The organism is Guptibacillus hwajinpoensis (assembly GCF_020524165.1).
In the GTDB taxonomy this organism is placed as follows: Bacteria; Bacillota; Bacilli; order Bacillales; family Guptibacillaceae; genus Guptibacillus; species Guptibacillus hwajinpoensis_D.
In genome coordinates this window covers 276,613-294,632 of sequence record NZ_JAIVKU010000002.1, presented here as the reverse complement: position 1 = coordinate 294,632, position 18,020 = coordinate 276,613, and the positions used below count along the sequence as shown (strand labels likewise).

Here is an 18,020-nt window from a genome sequence, read left to right as displayed (position 1 = left end):
TCATTAGAATGAGAAGCAATTCCGCTTCATACGTAGTGCTAAAAGCATTATACGTCTTTGTGAAAAATCAGGAAAAAAGTCGGGAAATATGTTAATATTAGTAAGCACTTATTTGTAGATCGAAATCAATTAGTTACTGGGAGGATTCAACATGAGAGTAAGAAAGGCCATTATACCTGCCGCTGGTCTTGGAACAAGGTTCTTACCGGCAACTAAGGCACAGCCAAAAGAAATGTTACCGATCGTGGACAAGCCAACGATTCAATATATTGTCGAAGAAGCTGTTGCTGCTGGCATTGAAGATATTATTATTGTTAGCGGTCGCGGAAAGCGCGCGATTGAAGATCATTTTGATAAATCTTATGAGCTTGAAGAAACGCTGATTAAGAAGCAAAAAGATAAGATGTTAAAAGAAGTTCAGCAAATTTCTAATTTAGCTAACATTCATTACATCCGTCAAAAAGAACCTAAGGGTCTTGGACATGCGATTAATTGTGCAAGCCGCTTTATTGGCAACGAACCTTTCGCTGTTCTTCTTGGAGATGACATTGTGAAATCCGAGCAGCCATGTATCGGCCAGCTTATGGACAGCTACAATCGCTACCGTACGTCGATTGTTGGTGTTCAACAAGTAGCGGACGATGCCGTATCAAAATACGGAATCATTGCCCCAAAAGGAGAACAAATCGACAATGGCATAATTCCAATTAAATCTCTCGTGGAGAAACCTTCCCTTGAAGAAGCACCGTCGAACTACGCCATTTTAGGACGCTATATTTTAACTCCTGAAATTTTCTCCATTCTTGAAAACCTTCCTAAAGGTGCAGGTGGCGAAATCCAGCTTACGGATGCGATTAAAGTACTAAATGAACAGCAAGCTGTGTTTGCTCATGAATTTGAGGGTCATCGTTATGATGTTGGCGATAAATTTGGATTCATTAAAGCAACGGTTGATTTTGCTTTAACACGTCCAGATCTTCAAAAAGATGTGATGAACTACTTGAAACAAGTTGTTGATCAAGAGTTAACCACAAAAAAATAGGCATGCGATTTAAGCTCTGCTCCATTTAAAAGTCGCGTTTCTTTAAAGAAACGCGACTTTTTTTATTTCATCTTTGCTAGCTGCTTTTCCGAAAAATCACCAGCAACGGGAAGCTTATACCGATTTCCCTGATACGCTTTTACCATTAATACAATCCAAACAATTAAGCTAAGAGGAGGTAGAATCAGAACAGAAACAATCGTACCAATCACAGGTATAACATTTAATACAAGACTTGCAATGAAGAAAGCTCCGAAAACCACAATTGACTGCATCGCATGAAAACGAACAAACTTGTTTTCTTTTTCAATTAACAAAAAGATAATGCCCGTCACAAATCCCAGTACATAGGCCAACAGTCCTGCGACGTTTTCCTCCAACCCGCTCGACGTTTTTCGTGGGGTTGGCGTCATTTTTTCGGGATTATTTCCTGCCTCCACTACAATACCTCCTTCACCATTTATATTCAGAATATTTTATTAATTTATTTTATCAAAAGCAGGAATTTAAGGGTAGTATACGAAAGTATACTACTTAGACAAATTTCGAGTAATCTTTTATAGCGGAGTGTGATACGGATGATCCTTCCAGATAACCCCAATCATGATCAAAGTCAGATGAAGGCTTTTCCATTTAATATTACGAGAGAAAGAGAATTAGCTACCTTCTCTCATTTACTAGATCAAAGTGGAAGCGGCATTCTGTCAGTTTATGGCCAACCTGGTACAGGGAAAAGCGAGTTAATGACCCACTATCAAAAAGAAGCGACGGATCGCGGCGTCGTTTTCTACCTTCTCAATGCGCAATATTCAAAGGCCGAACCAGCCGCTTTTCTTCAACTATTGCTTGATCAGATGGGCGCTTCAAATTTATACATATCACCACTAGAAGCGATTCACATGCATATTCAACATCTAGAAAAACAGGGCATTCGTTTTGTGATTGCGATTGATTCATACGAACGATTCGAAAAGTTAGATGAATGGTTTAGGCAATCTTTTCTTCCATCCTTACCTTCTTCGAGCATCCTCATTTTCTGCGGACGCAAGCAGCTAAATGCTTCTTGGAGAGCATCTATCTGGTACCCTTTTATCACATCGATTGAATTAAAAGGATTCAGCATGGGCCAGTTTGATTCTGCTTTTCAAACGCTTAAGCCCGAACTAACAAAGCTAGCCTGGGAATTTTCAAGTGGTAACCCTTATGCGCTATCACTATGCGTGCAGAAGTTAAACGAAACGCAAGAATGGAATAGAGAAGATGAGCAAAAAATTTATCGCACCGTTGTAAAGGAATGGCTTAGTGAACTTAAAGATGATCACCTCATTCCTTACATAGAAGTAGCCTCTATTGGGCGCTACATCCAACAGGAAAAACTTGAAGTTATGCTTGATCGAATCGTACCGCGAAAAGATTTCGAAGCTCTCGTCTCCCTTTCCTTTTTTGAAGAAACTGAATCCGGCTGGCAGTTAAATACGCTTTTCCAACGCGCGATGCGAGATGACCTGAGAAGAAGGAAGCCATCTTATTATCATCAGCTCTGGAAGCGCGCTTTGCTCTATTGTCGTTCCTTTTTCGACCATGACCGAATAGCGGATTCTACTGAAATTAGCGAATTTTTCTATCTGCTAGGAGAACCTATGATGCGAGCTGCGTTATTTGATCATGAAACGTTATCCACATACACGATGACTTCAGCAAGTCAGGATGATTGGAATGAGATCCTTCCATATATAGAAGAGAACGCTCTTGTCAGTGAAGATCTGCCGACTGCGTTTGTGGATGATCAAAGTGGAGAGACGTTCAAGTCCTTTATTTCTAAAAACCACAAAAAACAGGATTCTTCTTTTATGACAAAAGAAATGATTGAGTCTGTGGGAGTTCACCATGTGAAGTTGCTACGACAAAGAGATGGAAGTGTGAGGGGAATGGCTTTCCTGCTTCCGATTCAGTCAAACACGCTTAGAAAATTGCAAAGCAGTCCCGTAACCAGAAGTTATTTCAAGAGGATCTCCCTCGCTGAAGAGAAGCGCATTCTTTCTAAAGAGGCGCCATCCGGCTGGGTGATTCGATACCTTGGCGTGAAAAGCCCAAAACAGATGGAAGATCGAAAAGCTCTCCTTTACCATCTTCTTCCTCTTGTACTAACCGAAGGGATTCTTGTTGCTTCAACACCCATTCCTTTCTATCAAGATTTGTTAGAACAGTTTCGGTTTCATGAAATACCGGAAGCGATGCATTTTGACTATGGTCCTGATCGACCTTCTAAAACCTATGAGCTTGATTTACGAAATGCTCGTCTTTCTCACTATCTTGAAACATTCGCAAGTGCCCTTGGCGTAAATCTATCTGAGACACCTCAACATCCCTATCAATTCACTGCACGCGAACAGGAGGTTGTTTCACTTGTTATTCAAGGTTACTCAAACGCTAAGTTAGCCCAATCGCTTTCTTTAAGTGAAGTAACCATTAAAAAACATCTGAGTCGTATTTATGAGAAAACCGGAGTAAAAAATCGTACTCAGCTTACACGTGTTATGCTTGAGAGAAAATAACAGGGGTCAGGTACGTACCTGACCCCCGCCACTTTAAAGAGGTGAAGCTATGAAGCAAACGAAAATCTATCTCGTTCGCCATGCGCACTCGACTTATTCACCAGATGAATACGGGCGGGAGCTATCCGACGCTGGCCAAAGCGATGTGAAGTTGTTAACGCAACAGATGATGGAAAGACATGTTGACGTCATCCTATCTAGCCCCTACAAGCGAGCGATTCAAACAGTAGAAGGCATCGCTCAACATCACAATGAAAAAATCCGGATCATTGAGGCATTTAAAGAAAGAACGCTTGCTGGAAAACCGGTTGAACATTTTCATGTAGCCATTGAAGCCGTGTGGCGTGATGAAACATTCGCTCATCCAGGCGGTGAATCTAATAAAGAAGCGCGCTTCCGGGGCATCGACGCACTGAAGGAAATCCTCAACGCATATCAAGGAAAAAGCATCGCCATTGCAACGCATGGGAATTTAATGGCTTTAATCATGAGCCATTTTGATCAGCAGTATGATGTCACTTTCTGGCGTAGTCTTGATATGCCTGACGTTTATTGTCTGACTTTTGAAGGAGAAACCTTGCTAAATGTCGAGAGAATATGGAAAAGAACAAACTAAAACGACGGCAAGTCGTCGTTTTAGTTTGTTTATCGCCTATTCCAATAATCCTTCTTTCTTAAGCTTCTCTTCCACACTGCCTGTAATGTTGCGGTTGTCCGCATTTTCAGGACCCTTTCCGTGGAAATCGTTGTTGCAGTGTGACTGTGTTAAGTAAAAAGCATTATAAAGTAAGCGGCGATCCGCTATTGTAATGCCGCTATTTGGGAAAAGGTACGTGCACTTTGTCTCAATGGGGGTACGCTTATCTTTTTGATCAACGTAATAAAACTCATCCGTCACCGCTCCATACTCCATATCTTCCGTTGACGTTAAGTACGTCCCATCTTGATCGTAGGGAATCACCGTAAATCCTTTTTCTTTTTTCAACTTTGGAGCGCCTTCTACGTTATAAATCACAATTAATTTCCCTTCAAACCCTTCTGGAACAAGATGAAGTGTATCAGTTGTCTCATGTTGAACCGTTGTAGCCTGCGATGAACAAGAAGCAGTCACGATGATTACTAGACTTAAAACAATCAGCCTGAACCAATACATTCGCTTCCCCCCTGACCATTTATACCCTTTTTCTTTTCGACGGTGGCTGTCTCACTTCCTTCATTTTTACAGTTTGGGAATAAATCATTCACGTATATTATGAGGGATACGCATTAGCTATTTTTACGAAGCACAGAGCCCCGGAATCAAAAAAATCCCGCTTCCTAATCGGAGCGGGATTCCTCTTTCCTTATACGGCAATATCTTTTTCAATTGCTTTCGAGTCGTTAAACTTCTCATGATTAAACTTACCAAGAATACGAGACGTGAGCGTACCTGATGTCATCGCACCGTTTACGTTAAGCGCTGTACGTCCCATATCGATAAGCGGCTCAACTGAAATCAGAAGTCCTGCTAAATAAACAGGTAAGTTCATTGAAGAAAGCACTATTAAGGCTGCAAACGTGGCGCCACCGCCAACACCTGCTACGCCAAATGAACTAATCCCTACGATTAGCACAAGCTGAATTAAAAATCCTGGACTTAGTGGATCGATACCAACTGTTGGGGCGATCATAACCGCGAGCATCGCAGGATAGATCCCTGCACATCCGTTCTGACCAATCGTAGCGCCAAACGAAGCAGACATGTTCGCTGTTCCTTCATCAACACCAAGGCTATTTTTCTGTGCAGAAATATTCAATGGAATTGTTCCAGCACTTGAGCGTGAAGTAAAAGCAAATGTAAGAACAGGCAATACCTTCTTCAAATAGGTGAGTGGATTTAGTCCACCCGTTGCAATGAGAATCAAATGAATGATAAACATGACGAGTAGTGCGAGATAAGAGGCGAGAACAAATTTCCCAAGCTCAAGAATGCCACCTACATTCGTCTGAGCCACTGTCGTTGCCATTAAGCCCATAATTCCAAAAGGCGTTAGGCGAAGAACAAGCGTAACAATGCGCATGACGATGGCATAAACGGCATTAACACCCTTCGTAAAAACAGCTGCCTGTTCTGGATTTTTCCGTCGAACTCCCAGTGCCGCAATCCCAACAATTGCGGAGAAAATAACGACTGCAATCGTAGAAGTTGGACGAGCCCCGGTCATATCTTCAAACGGATTCGCTGGGATAAAAGCAAGAATCTTATCCGGCGTACTCATATCTTTTACGCTACCAAGGGTTTCTTCAAGATAGCTTCCTCGGTCCTGCTCCGCCTGCCCCGCTTCGATTTGCTCGGCATTTAAATCAAATATAAGCGAGCTTCCAACGCCAACAATCGCGGCGACCATTGCAGTTGAGACCAGAATGCCAATGATCCAACCTGACATCTTGCCAAGCTCTGATGTTTTCTCAAGGTTTGTAATGGATTGGATAATGGAAACCATCACAAGTGGAATAACAATCATCATGAGCAAGCGAACATATCCGCTACCTACAATGCTATACCAATCGGATGTTTGACTTACAATCTCCGAACTAGCCCCAAACGCAATTTGTAAGTAAACCCCAAGGGCTACACCGAAACCTAATCCGGCAAAAACCCGTTTACTGAAAGACACATGCTTCTGCTGCATCTTAATGAGAACACCAATAAGAATAAGTAAAATGGCAATATTCACAATAACTAAAAATGTATCCATACTCTAATCCCCCTTAAATTTAATTTCTCAGACAAACTACATAATCCTTATAAGTTTAGTCGGCATTAATCTAAAATACTACCATATTGTGGTACTGTCAAGCGAATAGTGCCTGTCACTACCCGTTATTTGTCGAATGGGGAGAAGGCTTAGAAAATCTCCTTCTTAAGGAGGAGATGAAAACCGAACTGCTGGCCGGTTTATTTCGTTTCGCTGCGGCGTAGAATGAAAGTAACAAAAGAAACGGAGGAGGTGATCACCATGGAAAACATTTACGTGCTCGAACAAGAAATCATTAATCGACGCTAGAACTTAAACCAACTAAGGAGGAGTTTCCATGACGATCTTATTGCTTATCAAGAATGTTTTTAAGACGAATGCACATGAGCAACAGCACTTACGTGACCACCATAACCGCCACCTTGATCTTCTCGCAAATCCTTTATACTATAGCTAATCCCCTGGATGTTGAGCGTAAACAGCCAGGGGACTTTTTTCTGGATTTTAAAGAGCTCCTACTCAGGCTAACGTCAGTTGCAAAGCTTCTAATCCGCGAATGGCTTCTACGACATCGCTTTTCAAAACAGGTGAAGTCGTCGGAAAATGAATCGACTCCCCTTCTTTCGTTGCGTATTCGGCAATAACCAAACCGACACTCTCCACACTTCCAGATGCAATACCAAGTGACTCTAATGAAAGCGGCAATCCAATTTGCTCATAGAAAGAAAACAGTCCTCTTACTTCCGTCCACTCTCCTTCAAGTACAAGCTGGACTAAAATACCGTACGCAACCTTTTCACCGTGAAGAAAGGAATGTGTTTCCTCGATGTGCGTTAACCCGTTATGGATCGAATGTGCTCCAGCAATTCGCCCATAGCGATCACCGAGTCCTCCTACCATTCCTCCTAATAAAAGATTCGTTTCAACGACTCGGATGAATGCATCGCTCAAATAGCCTCTTTGCTGATCTTGGACCGCTTGATCACCATCCTTTATGAGCACATCACGACAGCTCTTCGCGACCTCGTAAGCTAATTGAACAGAGACAGGGACTGAAGTTAATCTTTCAATTAAAGCTCTCGCTTCATACCATTTGGCTAGCGTGTCACCAACTCCCGCTCGTAAATAAGCGATTGGCGAGCGCAAAAGAATTTCAGGCTCTACAAGAACAAGATATGTACTTCTTGGAAAAATAGTATATGTAATAAATTCGCCTTCATCGGAATATTTCACGCTAAGTGGTGTGGTTGCAGCACAAGTAGAAGCAAGCGTCGGCACGAGCGCCACGTCTTTATTCACTTCATTCCCAACCGCTTTTGCTACATCGAGCACTTTCCCTCCGCCCACTCCAAGTATCACATCGGCATGATGAATACGCGCTAATTCCGATTGTCTTGTTATTTCTAATTCGGAGCACTCCCCACTGTATGTGGAATAAGCAGTATGAAATTCAGACAAATCTGGAAAGTAATCTTGTGCCGCTTCCCAGGAACGATTTCCTGAAATAACAAATACCTTCTTAAATCGGCCTTCCTTAAGCAGCCGCGGTAATTCCTGAAGAACCCCCGGTCGACATTCATAATGTCCTGGGGTTGCTCTAACTTGTATCGGTTCCACTTTTCATTCCTCCTAAGCTTGCTGAATCCAATTCTCATCAAGTTCTTTTATTGAAGCCACACCTGCTAATGATAATGAGATGAAGAGATCTTCCTTCAACTGCTTTAATACACTCTGAACCCCGCTTTCACCATCCGTCGCAAGTCCATAAAGGTAAGGTCGGCCAACAAATACAGCATCAGCCCCAAGCGCAAGTGCCTTCACAATGTCAGATCCTCGTCTAATTCCACTATCAAATAAGATGGTCAACTCATCCCCAACTTCCTTTTTAATAGAAGAAAGAGCATCAAGAGAAGCAAGACAGCCATCAAGCTGACGCCCACCATGGTTGGAAACTACGATTCCTTGAATTCCAGAATCAGCAGCTGTCCGTGCATCTTCAGCACTCAATATTCCTTTTAAGTAAATCGGTAGCGTTGTTATGCTTCTCAAATACGTGATGTCTTGCCAACAGAGAGAAGGTTTATAGAAGACCTTTTTCATTTCCTCTAAAAAAGACGACGATCGATTCATTCGTTCACTGAACACAGAATCACCTTTATAATTTGCGCCCCCCTTCCCTAGAAGAAAAGGAGAGTAACCATTAGAACGATCCCGCTCACGATATCCCAGCATGCCCGTATCAACTGTTACGACAATCGCGGAAAAGCCGGCTCTCTCAGCACGCCCCACCAAACTTTTCAGGAGGTCAGGGTCATCCGGATAATACAACTGAAACCATTTGTCCCCGCTACTCTCAGCAGCGACCTCTTCCATTGAATAAGAAGAAACTGTGCTTGCAACAAACGGGAGATTTTCTTTTGCGGCGGCCCGAGCTGTCGCAAGCTCTCCCTCGTTATGAACAATGCCCTGCATCCCAATTGGAGCGAGCAGAATCGGCGCGTCAAATTCTGTTCCATTCACCTTCACTTTTGTTGAAAGCTTCGACACATCTTTTAAAAAACGAGGAACGATCTTCCACTGCTCAAACGCCTGCCGATTTGCACGTAGGGTTTCTTCCGCTCCAGCGCCACTTTGTACATAATCAAAAACTTCTTTTGCCATCTTCTGTTTCGCCAACTCTTCAAGCTGCTCATACCGAACAGGAAAAATTGTATCAGCAACCACACTCATCCAACCTCCTACTACTTAATCTTTTTTCAATCGAGCAGATAGAATATTCCCAAACGACTGCAGTCCCTGCACCAGGACAATCAGCAGAAAGACCGTCACGTACATCACATCAACTTCATACCTCAAGTGCCCATAGCGGTAAGCAAGATCTCCAAGACCACCAGCGCCAACAAGACCAGCCATGGCCGTTGCTCCAATTAAGCCGATCGTAGCAATTGTTAACCCGAGCACAATCGAGGATCGTGATTCTCTGACAAGCACGTGCCAGATGATGTGCCTCGTTTTGACGCCCATCGCTTCATAGGCTTCCACAACACCGCGATCCACTTCTAGTAAGGCGGACTCCATCAGCCTTGCGATGTAAGGCGCTGTAAACACAACGAGCGGTACAATCACGCCTTTTACACCAATTGTTGTACCGGCAATCATTTTCGTAAAAGGTAAAATGAAAAAGAGCAAAATAATGAAGGGAATCGATCGAATCACGTTAATTACCGCATTTAATAAGCGGAAAAGAAATTTGTTCTCAAGCGCTTTTTCGGGCCGGGTTAAAACGAGTAACACGCCTAGTGGAAGCCCAATTAATACCGAGATCAGGAGGGAAATCCCAACCATCTGAAACGTTTCGATAATCGCCTTCCAAATATCTGCTCCCCAGAGATCGAGGAATTCCGAAATTTTAGCTGACATGTGCTTCCACCTCCTGAACATATCCTTCTACCACAACACCACTTTCTTCTAAAAAGGCAACAGCTCGGTCCGTTTCATCCGCATCCCCTTCTAGATGGACAACAAGTCGACCAAACGGCTGGTCTTTTAGCTGCGTAATGTTCCCTGCTAAAATGGACGGATACACGTCGAACTTTTTACTAACATGCGCAAGAGCCGGACTTCCGGAACGCTCACCAATAAAGGAAAGGTTCACGATCTGACCGCTTTCTTTCAAACACGTAACGAGCGACTCTGGAAGCTCGTCCTGGAAGAGTGACTGGACAAATCGTTTTGCCGTGGATGTGGCCGGTTGACTAAAGATATCAACCACCCTGCCCTGCTCAATCACCTTGCCATTTTCCATCACTGCCACTTCATGACAAATTTTCTGCACAACATGCATTTCGTGGGTAATGAGTAAAATGGTAATGCCAAAATCTCGATTAATTTGTTCCAACAGTGCTAAAATCGATTCCGTCGTATCTGGGTCAAGGGCACTTGTTGCTTCGTCACATAAAAGAACTTCAGGCTCATGAGCAAGCGCACGCGCTATAGCAACCCGCTGTTTTTGACCTCCAGAGAGCTGGGAAGGATAAGCATCACGCTTATCCGATAGCCCAACAATCTCTAAATATTGATCCACGCGATTTTCTATTTCTTTTTTCGGCACACCTGTTAGCTTAAGTGGAATCGCAATGTTCTGATGAACGGTGCCCGTTTTCAACAAATTAAACGATTGAAAGATCATTCCAATACGCTGTCTCGTTTTCTGCAGCTTACCAGTTGATAAGGAAGTGAGCTCAATATCGTTAATAAATACTTTTCCATCCGTCGGCCGCTCCAGTAGGTTTACCATGCGGACAAGCGTACTTTTCCCAGCCCCGCTATACCCAATTACCCCATAGATGCTCCCTTTCTCAACCTGTAACGAAACATCATCGACGGCCTTTGTTACCGTCTCGCCACTTTTATACGTTTTCGTAATGTTTTCTAATCGAATCATCTCGCTCACTCCTCTTTCGAATTACCAGGATGCTACGACAGATCCGTTAAATTCGTCCTGGATAAACTGCTTCACTTCATCTGACTGATAATAGTCCACTAGCTTTTGAATCCGCTCATCATCTTTATTTTCCGTTTTCGTCGCGATGACGTTCACCCACGGAGAGTCTTCCGGCTCCATTTCAAGCGAATCTTCTTTTGGAACACGACCACTTTCCATCGCAAAGTTCGTATTAATCGCCGCAATCGCAAGCTCACCTAGCTGTCTCGGAATCTGCGAAGCTTCTAATGGAACAAACTCAAGGTTATAAGGATTTTTCTCAATGTCTTTAATTGTCGCTTCAACGCCTACTCCGTCTTTTAACTCAATAATGCCCGCTTCCTCAAACAGCATAAGCGCTCTCGGCTCACCAGTTGAGTGGTTTGGCAATCCTACTTTGTCACCCTCCTGCAATTCATCAAGGCTCTTGTATTTATCAGAATAAATGCCCATTGGAAAATTAATCGTTGTCGCTACTTTTGAAAGCTCTAACCCACGTTCTTTTACAAAATCATCTAAATACGGCTCGTGTTGAAACACGTTTGCATCAAGTTCACCTTCATCAAGCGCCGTGTTTGGCATCACGTAATCATTAAACGCAATGACTTCAATCTCAAACCCATCATCCGCCGCCACTTCCTTCACTTTATTCATCACATCTTCATGCGGACCAGCCGTTACCCCAACCTTAAGTGGACCATCTTCTGAACCACCAGAAGCTTCGTTTCCTGAACAAGCTGCCAAGAAGACCAATAATAGTGCACCAAGTAAGTAAAATGATTTCTTCATCCGTAAATCTCCTCCTGTAGTATGTAATCATGTAAAGCGTTCTCGCACTAAAATTTAAAAGCATGAAATTCCCTTTAGCGGTCTATCCCTCCCAATAAAAAAACTCCCTCTGTAAAGGACAGAGAGAGTTGAGTGATTTTGAATGACAAATCAGCCGTGCTTGAACTCTCTCTCATCTTTCAAACGATTCCTCGTTTGCTGGAATTAGCACCTTTCTCACGAATTGAGATGGTTGCCGGGCGTCATAGGGCCAGTCCCTCTGCCACTCTAGATAAGAGTTTTCAATATTATTTAACTATTTTCAATAGTATAGTATCTTTCTTGAAAGGCGTCAAGGGAAGATGTAGAAAAAGCGCGAGTACGCGAGTGCCTGTCACCGCCCGGTATTTGTCGAATCGCATCCGCCGTGTTGATCGAACCAGTTACCGAGATGCTTGAGCCTTTCTACCCGCAGCTCCGGATGACCACTACGAGATAAATTGTGATCAGAATCTGGAAATCTCACAAACATCGTATCCTTTCCACGATGTTTCAAAGCAATATACAACTGCTCTCCTTGCTCAATCGGACAGCGATAGTCATTTTCGCTATGTAGAATAAGAAGCGGCGTCTGAATTTGATCGACGTATTTTAATGGAGAATGGTGCCAAAGTTTATTGGGATTCTCATCAAGATCACTTCCTACTTCCCACTTGGTAAAGAAATACCCAATGTCACTTACCCCATAAAAGCTCTGCCAGTTTGAAATCGATCGTTGCGTCACAGCGGCTTTAAAGCGATCCGTTTTTCCGACAATCCAGTTCGTCAAAAAACCACCGTAGCTTCCTCCAGTTACATAGAGCCGGTTTTCATCAATAAATTTATATTTCTTTAAAGCGGCATCCACACCAGCCATTACATCCTCATAGTCACCACCGCCATAATCACCACGACAGCCGTTTACAAACTCTTGCCCATACCCCTGACTTCCACGCGGATTCGTATAAAGGACAACGTACCCTTTTGATGCGAGAAGTTGAAATTCATGCATAAACGAATTTCCATACATCATATGTGGCCCACCATGAATTTCTAGTATTAAAGGATAGCTTTGATCATCCCTAAACCCAGCTGGCCGCATCATCCAACCTTGAATTTCTAAACCGTCTTTCCCTGAGTAGGTTATGCTTTCTGGTGACGAGAGCTCCAATCGTTGTAGAATTTCATCATTTGATTGAGAAATACGCTCTTCATTGACTCGATCATCATGAAACGAAAGCGTATAAATGTCCCCAATCTGAACAGGATCACTAATCGCAACAGCCGCTTCATTCGTCTTCGGTAAGTAGTGAAAAGCATAGAAGTGCCTGTCACCACCCGTTATTTGTCGAACCGTGCCAGTAACATCAGCGCAGTAAATACCAGTGTTTCCTTTTTCGCTTGCAAGGAAATAGACTTCCGTTCCGTCCTTACTCCAAACCGCACCTGGCGAAGCGCCTCCCCAATGCATATCTGAAATTAACACATCCGAGCATTCCAGATCGACGGAGTCTGTTAAACACGTAAACTCGTTCTTCTCTATATCTACGGTCCACACTTTATTTAAAGTAGCCCCCTCATGATGAAAGAAATGCCCGATAAAAGAGAGCTTCTCTCCATCCGGTGACCATTTTGGTGCTTCAAAGCTGCCTCCTTCACTGTTGAGTTGCTTTGGATCTTCCTTACCTTCCTCTAGTCGCTGTACGAATAGATCTGATCGCATATATGACTCCTGTTCTTCATAACGATTTCGCACATAAGTAATCACTTGACCATCTGGTGACCAGCTAAGGTTGGAATGATTAAAAGGCGCATCCGTTAGCCATTCGATTTTCTGTCCGCCAGAAGGTACATCAATCAATACAACCTGCATATGATGACCATCCAGAAATCCTACGCCATCAGATTTATACTGCAAGTCAGTTACGACAAGCGGCTTTCGTCCCTTCTCTTTCTCTTCTTCTTTTTTATCTTTACTTAAAATGAGCAAAGAAGTACCATCTGGCCTCCAAACCGGAGCAGATACGCCACCCTTCAAATCGGTTAACTGGCGCGCTTCACCACCATCCGTTGAGATCAGCCAAATTTGATTTTCTCCAGATCGATCGGAAACGAATGCAATCGTCTTACCATCTGGTGACCAGCGCGGAGAATGGTCTTTCTTTTCACCTCCTGCGGCTGTCCAATCATGCTCAATTCTAGTATCTCGGTTCACGATAACGAGGTTAGAAGTATACTCTTTTTCCTCATTTATCACTTTTTTCACATAAACAACGTAGCTTCCATCAGGCGAAATCTGGGGATCTCCAACAAAGGTAAACTCATATAAAAGCTCTGCCATCTGATCGTTTTTTTCCACTTCTTTTTCAATTTCCTTCTTCAAGTTCTCCACTTCCTTTCTTCTCTTATTTCTACTTCCATTAAATAGGTGAAACTCCTGCTTGTTCAGTCTTACACGCACACTTGATTTTAAAAAGGTTTCGGTAGTTCCTGATTTATTTCGTTCGCCCAAAAAATTCCTCTCAGTGAAAACGAACGTACATTCCCTTTTAGCTCATTTCCTCCGAACCACCGCTCACTTTCATACCAAAACCACATCGGTTTCAGGTGATATATCTCAAATCGGTATTTGAATGATCTCATAATGAGATATATAATAGAATTAACAAATTAAAAGCGGTTACCAAAATCGAAAAGCCGCTTAAAATACCAGGGAGGATTTACAATGAGCCAGCAAGCACGAAACCAATTTATTGATCTTTTGTGCGACAAAACGACAATGAACAGAGAAGAAGTTCTCAAGATGTCTGATGCGGAAGTAGAATATTTTCACTGGCTCTACTTTGATGAATCACCAGCGGACTTAATGATGTAAATAGACGTTCACAGCCCCTGCAGGATTTTCCTGCAGGGGCTGTTTTGGTATGGGTATATTGATTTGTTTCTGAATTTAGTTTTAGATTTTTGTTGTTAATTATTGAAGTTTTCTTCATATTTCCATAGTTTTATTGGTTGACCTACTATTGCCCATTAGTGAGAGTTATAACATTAATTTCAGGAGGATTATTAAACCTAAAATTCAAAAATGAAATTGCGTCACTACTTCCGAGTCCTGCACTTACATATTGTTTTATCCCTTGGTACTCCCATAGTCCTTTTACTCTGTCCTGTGGAGGCAAGAAACCTCTCCTATCATACCAGGGTTCTGGTATAAAAAGAGCTCCTAAAAAGGGTATACGAATTTGACCACCGTGATAATGACCAGCAAGGATCGCGTCATAATCTTTTAATTCGTAGAGTCCCCCATTTTGAATTGCCTCAATTCTTGCATCAGCTACTGGATAATGATTTAGAGCAACAACTATATCTGAGTCTGTCATTTTATCAAGAGCTTTCATTTCTATTAATAATTTTTCTTCATAGTCTCTATACTCAGGAAGTACAGCATAACTAGGCATTATTCTACCTTCATAATCCTGTCTATTTGTTTCAGATGTCATTAAAGACAGTTCAAAGTCTAATAAATAGATGTTAGAATTTTTGTTTTCAATCGTTACAATTGATTCAAGTAAGTTCACACCTCGCTTCTCCATCCCTTGAACAAATTCATTCTTCACAAGGTTTCCTTCTGCTGTTAATTTATATCTTTCAGGATCTGTATTTCCTTCAGTAAAAAAGGCATTTTCTTTATTTTGTATGCCCTCAATTAATTTATAAAAGGAATCATAGTTTCTACTACCTGCATCATCCAACATATCTCCAGTAAATACGATAGCATCATATTCAACTGAATTAATAGCTTTTATAAGCCTCCTCTGATTCTCTCCAAATTCTTTTTCATGAAGGTCTGTTACTTGAAGGATTGAAAATTCTTGATTATCCGTTAGACCTTCTATTAAAATTGTATCCTCTTTTATAACAACTCGATTATTTTCCCACACTATATAAAAGACTAAACTAATAGTGAGTAGTAACAAGATCGAAAAAATCTTCAAATGACGTTTTCTCACTGGATACCACTGACCTCTCACTTCAATGATTTTGTTAAGATTGAGATTTCTATGTTTCTTAAGTTACTTATGTATAGTTAATATTGACTTGTTTTCTTTAATTGCTCCCCTCTTTCGATCAAAGAGGGGATTTTTCATATCATCAGAATAATTTTAATTAAATAACCACGTAATTAAAAAATTAATTTCCAAAACCACTATTAATATTTAAAATTAATAATTAGACCACATCCCTTAACTATCATGTCGACAACTAGCATTCGATTGACCTGCATGGTTTTCTTGTCTTCCTTCTGATGCATCAAAGCAGTCAGGGTTAGCATTTCCTGGTCCATTCATTGTCATTCGAACATCCAGTACTTCTAATGATGGCTTTGTCCAAGCCTTCTTCATTTCATCACCCCCCTTCACTAAAATGACTTAAGAAACCTGTAAACTATTAAACTACGAGTTAATATTTTAAATTCATTAGTAAAACTCAAGTCTGGACGAGGCTCCTTTTCTACTAAACTAAAAGATTGTCTAATAGCAGGTACATTGAACAGGTGCTCTACATTTTTATCATTTATTACTTGTTGAATTTCTTGCAAGAATTTTTGCCAAGTAGGCAGCATTCGATGAATAGTGTCAGCTGCTTGTAGTCCTCGAATTTTATGATTTAATCTAACTTGATCTGGAAGCCTTTTTTTAGTGGCATTTCTTATGAATGACCTCTCCATACCTCCCTCAGCATATTTTTCTATAGGCAAGGATAAACAATAATTTATTACTCTTAAATCATTGGTGGGGTCACGATCCCAGACAGAATATCGTAAAGAGAGTTTAGTTGTAGCAACTCCACTTTTATTCCATCTATATAATTGGCGATAATATTCATTTCTATATTGACTTAAATCGCCTACATTTCTTCCTGAAATATCCATTCCGTAATCCTTTAGTTTTTGATAAACATTTGTTTGGGCCGCAAAGGAAGGATTGATTAAGGAATTGGTTTGACCAGATACATTATCAAATTTCGAAATTCTATTTACTATTGAAGGAAAGGCTTTTCTAGTAATAGCAGGTACTAAGTTTGATTTTCCAGTGTTGAAATTTTTAGTATAAAGATCTAACTCACGAAAAAGCTTCAACCATTTTAACTTTCTTAATAGACTTGCATAATACTCCATATTTACTCCCCATGATCCCCATGATATGGAGTGATTGCCCCTCGCCCCATTTAAGAGTACCTTTACTCCATTTTGACTCGCTTCTTTAGTTATTCCTTCTAACCAATAACTATTTTCAAAGAATTTATAAGGCATTTCCATTAATTCTAGGAAATCATCTACTTCGGTCAAAGGATTTCTTCCATCAAAACTTAAGTATGAATCGTTTACATTCCCAACATGTTTAACAGTCTCTTTAATAAATTCACTTTCATTAGGTGCATAATATTTGGGTGTCCAGTCCTCAAAATTTCTTTCTGGAATATAACTATAGGTATGAAGCTTTTTAGATTTATTTTTTAATTCATTTGCTGCAAAACTAACTACCGTACCAGAATCTAGGCCCCCACTTAAGTGAGCCCCCACTTCTCCATGAGTTCTAATTCTTGCTTTTACAGCTTGGTGAAAAACTTCTTGGAAATATTGATCAGACTCTTTTTCAGACTTAATTTGCATCTTCTCTTGAGATAAAACCGTAGAATATTTTTTCACACTCACTTCTTTTTTAGATATCGTAATAGAGTGTGAAGGTGGAACTTGCTGAACTGATTTGTAAACTGTTGTACCCATGTCTACTGATTCCACCAAGTTAGGAATAGCTAAAAATTCAGCTAGCCACTCTTCGTTCAAATCTTTTTTTACATAAGGTAAAGTTATTAATGGCTTTATAGTAGTTGAGAAAGCAAATTTATTTCCATTGTAAAAAAAATACAATGTCCTAGCCCCAGAAAAATCTCTCGCACCGAATATTTTTTTGTTATTTAAGTCATAAATCATAAAAGCAAAATCACCTAATAGATACTTTGGCGTTTCCTCTCTCCATCGATCATAAGCGAGTAATATCAATTGACTATCACCAATATCGCTTCTTGCATGTTGTTTAATTTGTAATAGATTAAAAAGCTCATCACGATTATCAATTATCGCATCGGTAGTAATAATTAGTTGACGACTATAGTCATAAAAAGGCACTACTTCATTTCTAGACTCGGGAGTAATCCATTGAGCCATACATCCTAGAAAAATTCCGCGAGCACTCCAGGTATGTAAATCATCTGCAGGATACTGTTCAAAAGGTTGCATTATTTTATTTTCATCTGCTGGGTTTATAGGTTCCGCGTTTAAATTAAAAATTCCTGCGATGGCACTCATGATTTCCTCCTTAGCAGTTTCATTT

General features: G+C 41.1%; 16 protein-coding genes and 1 riboswitch. Of the genes, 4 read left to right on the top strand and 12 right to left on the bottom strand.

Features of this window, described 5'->3' with window-relative positions; translation table 11 throughout:
• Positions 1-151: 151 nt before the first annotated feature.
• Entirely contained in the window at positions 152-1,042 is an 891-nt protein-coding gene (gene galU, locus LC090_RS03085) for a UTP--glucose-1-phosphate uridylyltransferase GalU (protein ID WP_224596794.1), read from the top strand.
• A 62-nt stretch (positions 1,043-1,104) separates the two neighbouring features.
• Here the strand turns inward: galU and LC090_RS03080 are convergent, their stop codons facing one another.
• Positions 1,105-1,482 carry a DUF4870 domain-containing protein gene (locus LC090_RS03080; protein WP_226655169.1) on the bottom strand — a complete coding sequence of 126 codons (378 nt, stop codon included), beginning with the start codon at positions 1,480-1,482 and terminating at the stop codon, positions 1,105-1,107.
• A 138-nt stretch (positions 1,483-1,620) separates the two neighbouring features.
• Here LC090_RS03080 and LC090_RS03075 point away from each other — a divergent pair, with 138 nt between their 5' ends.
• Both LC090_RS03075 and LC090_RS03070 read left to right on the top strand, forming a co-directional pair.
• Complete coding sequence (locus LC090_RS03075) at positions 1,621-3,597, top strand: LuxR C-terminal-related transcriptional regulator (RefSeq protein ID WP_226655270.1); 1,977 nt, start codon at positions 1,621-1,623, stop codon at positions 3,595-3,597.
• Between the two features lie 49 nt (positions 3,598-3,646).
• Entirely contained in the window at positions 3,647-4,213 is a 567-nt protein-coding gene (locus LC090_RS03070; protein WP_226655168.1) for a histidine phosphatase family protein, read from the top strand.
• Positions 4,214-4,249: 36 nt separating this feature from the next.
• On the opposite strand, the gene LC090_RS03065 is transcribed toward LC090_RS03070, so the two are convergent.
• The 8 genes from LC090_RS03065 to LC090_RS03030 all read right to left on the bottom strand — a co-directional run bounded on the left by LC090_RS03065 (position 4,250) and on the right by LC090_RS03030 (position 14,008).
• A complete protein-coding gene (locus LC090_RS03065; RefSeq protein ID WP_226655167.1) occupies positions 4,250-4,750 on the bottom strand; it encodes a DUF6843 domain-containing protein in 501 nt (166 codons plus the stop codon).
• Between the two features lie 190 nt (positions 4,751-4,940).
• Positions 4,941-6,335, bottom strand: a complete 1,395-nt coding sequence (locus tag LC090_RS03060) for an L-cystine transporter (RefSeq protein ID WP_226655166.1) — start codon at positions 6,333-6,335, stop codon at positions 4,941-4,943.
• 519 nt (positions 6,336-6,854) lie between these two features.
• Positions 6,855-7,952: an iron-containing alcohol dehydrogenase family protein gene (locus LC090_RS03055; RefSeq protein WP_226655165.1), complete on the bottom strand. Its 1,098-nt coding sequence runs from the start codon at positions 7,950-7,952 to the stop codon at positions 6,855-6,857.
• A 12-nt stretch (positions 7,953-7,964) separates the two neighbouring features.
• Positions 7,965-9,065, bottom strand: a complete 1,101-nt coding sequence (locus LC090_RS03050; RefSeq protein WP_226655164.1) for an alpha-hydroxy-acid oxidizing protein — start codon at positions 9,063-9,065, stop codon at positions 7,965-7,967.
• Positions 9,066-9,080: 15 nt separating this feature from the next.
• Positions 9,081-9,755 carry a methionine ABC transporter permease gene (locus tag LC090_RS03045; protein ID WP_226655162.1) on the bottom strand — a complete coding sequence of 225 codons (675 nt, stop codon included), beginning with the start codon at positions 9,753-9,755 and terminating at the stop codon, positions 9,081-9,083.
• Entirely contained in the window at positions 9,745-10,779 is a 1,035-nt protein-coding gene (locus tag LC090_RS03040) for a methionine ABC transporter ATP-binding protein (protein ID WP_226655160.1), read from the bottom strand. Before LC090_RS03040 ends, LC090_RS03045 begins: the two co-directional genes overlap by 11 nt.
• Before the next feature lie 21 nt (positions 10,780-10,800).
• The gene (locus LC090_RS03035; RefSeq protein WP_226655158.1) at positions 10,801-11,607 is read right to left on the bottom strand and encodes a MetQ/NlpA family ABC transporter substrate-binding protein; all 807 of its coding nucleotides are present in this window, start codon (positions 11,605-11,607) and stop codon (positions 10,801-10,803) included.
• Positions 11,608-11,776: 169 nt separating this feature from the next.
• A riboswitch (SAM riboswitch) is annotated at positions 11,777-11,885 on the bottom strand.
• A 95-nt stretch (positions 11,886-11,980) separates the two neighbouring features.
• On the bottom strand, positions 11,981-14,008 hold the full coding sequence (locus tag LC090_RS03030) for a S9 family peptidase (RefSeq protein ID WP_226655156.1): 2,028 nt from the start codon (positions 14,006-14,008) through the stop codon (positions 11,981-11,983).
• A gap of 342 nt (positions 14,009-14,350) precedes the next feature.
• Between LC090_RS03030 and LC090_RS03025 the strand changes: the two genes are divergently transcribed.
• Complete coding sequence (locus tag LC090_RS03025; protein WP_142329588.1) at positions 14,351-14,500, top strand: BH0509 family protein; 150 nt, start codon at positions 14,351-14,353, stop codon at positions 14,498-14,500.
• A 145-nt stretch (positions 14,501-14,645) separates the two neighbouring features.
• Here the strand turns inward: LC090_RS03025 and LC090_RS03020 are convergent, their stop codons facing one another.
• The 3 genes from LC090_RS03020 to LC090_RS03010 all read right to left on the bottom strand — a co-directional run bounded on the left by LC090_RS03020 (position 14,646) and on the right by LC090_RS03010 (position 17,995).
• On the bottom strand, positions 14,646-15,635 hold the full coding sequence (locus tag LC090_RS03020; RefSeq protein ID WP_226655155.1) for a metallophosphoesterase: 990 nt from the start codon (positions 15,633-15,635) through the stop codon (positions 14,646-14,648).
• A gap of 234 nt (positions 15,636-15,869) precedes the next feature.
• Positions 15,870-16,028: a paeninodin family lasso peptide gene (locus tag LC090_RS22235; protein WP_226655154.1), complete on the bottom strand. Its 159-nt coding sequence runs from the start codon at positions 16,026-16,028 to the stop codon at positions 15,870-15,872.
• A 17-nt stretch (positions 16,029-16,045) separates the two neighbouring features.
• Positions 16,046-17,995 (bottom strand): asparagine synthetase B family protein, encoded by a 1,950-nt coding sequence (locus tag LC090_RS03010; protein ID WP_226655153.1) that lies wholly within the window; start codon positions 17,993-17,995, stop codon positions 16,046-16,048.
• Between the last annotated feature and the right edge of the window lie 25 nt (positions 17,996-18,020).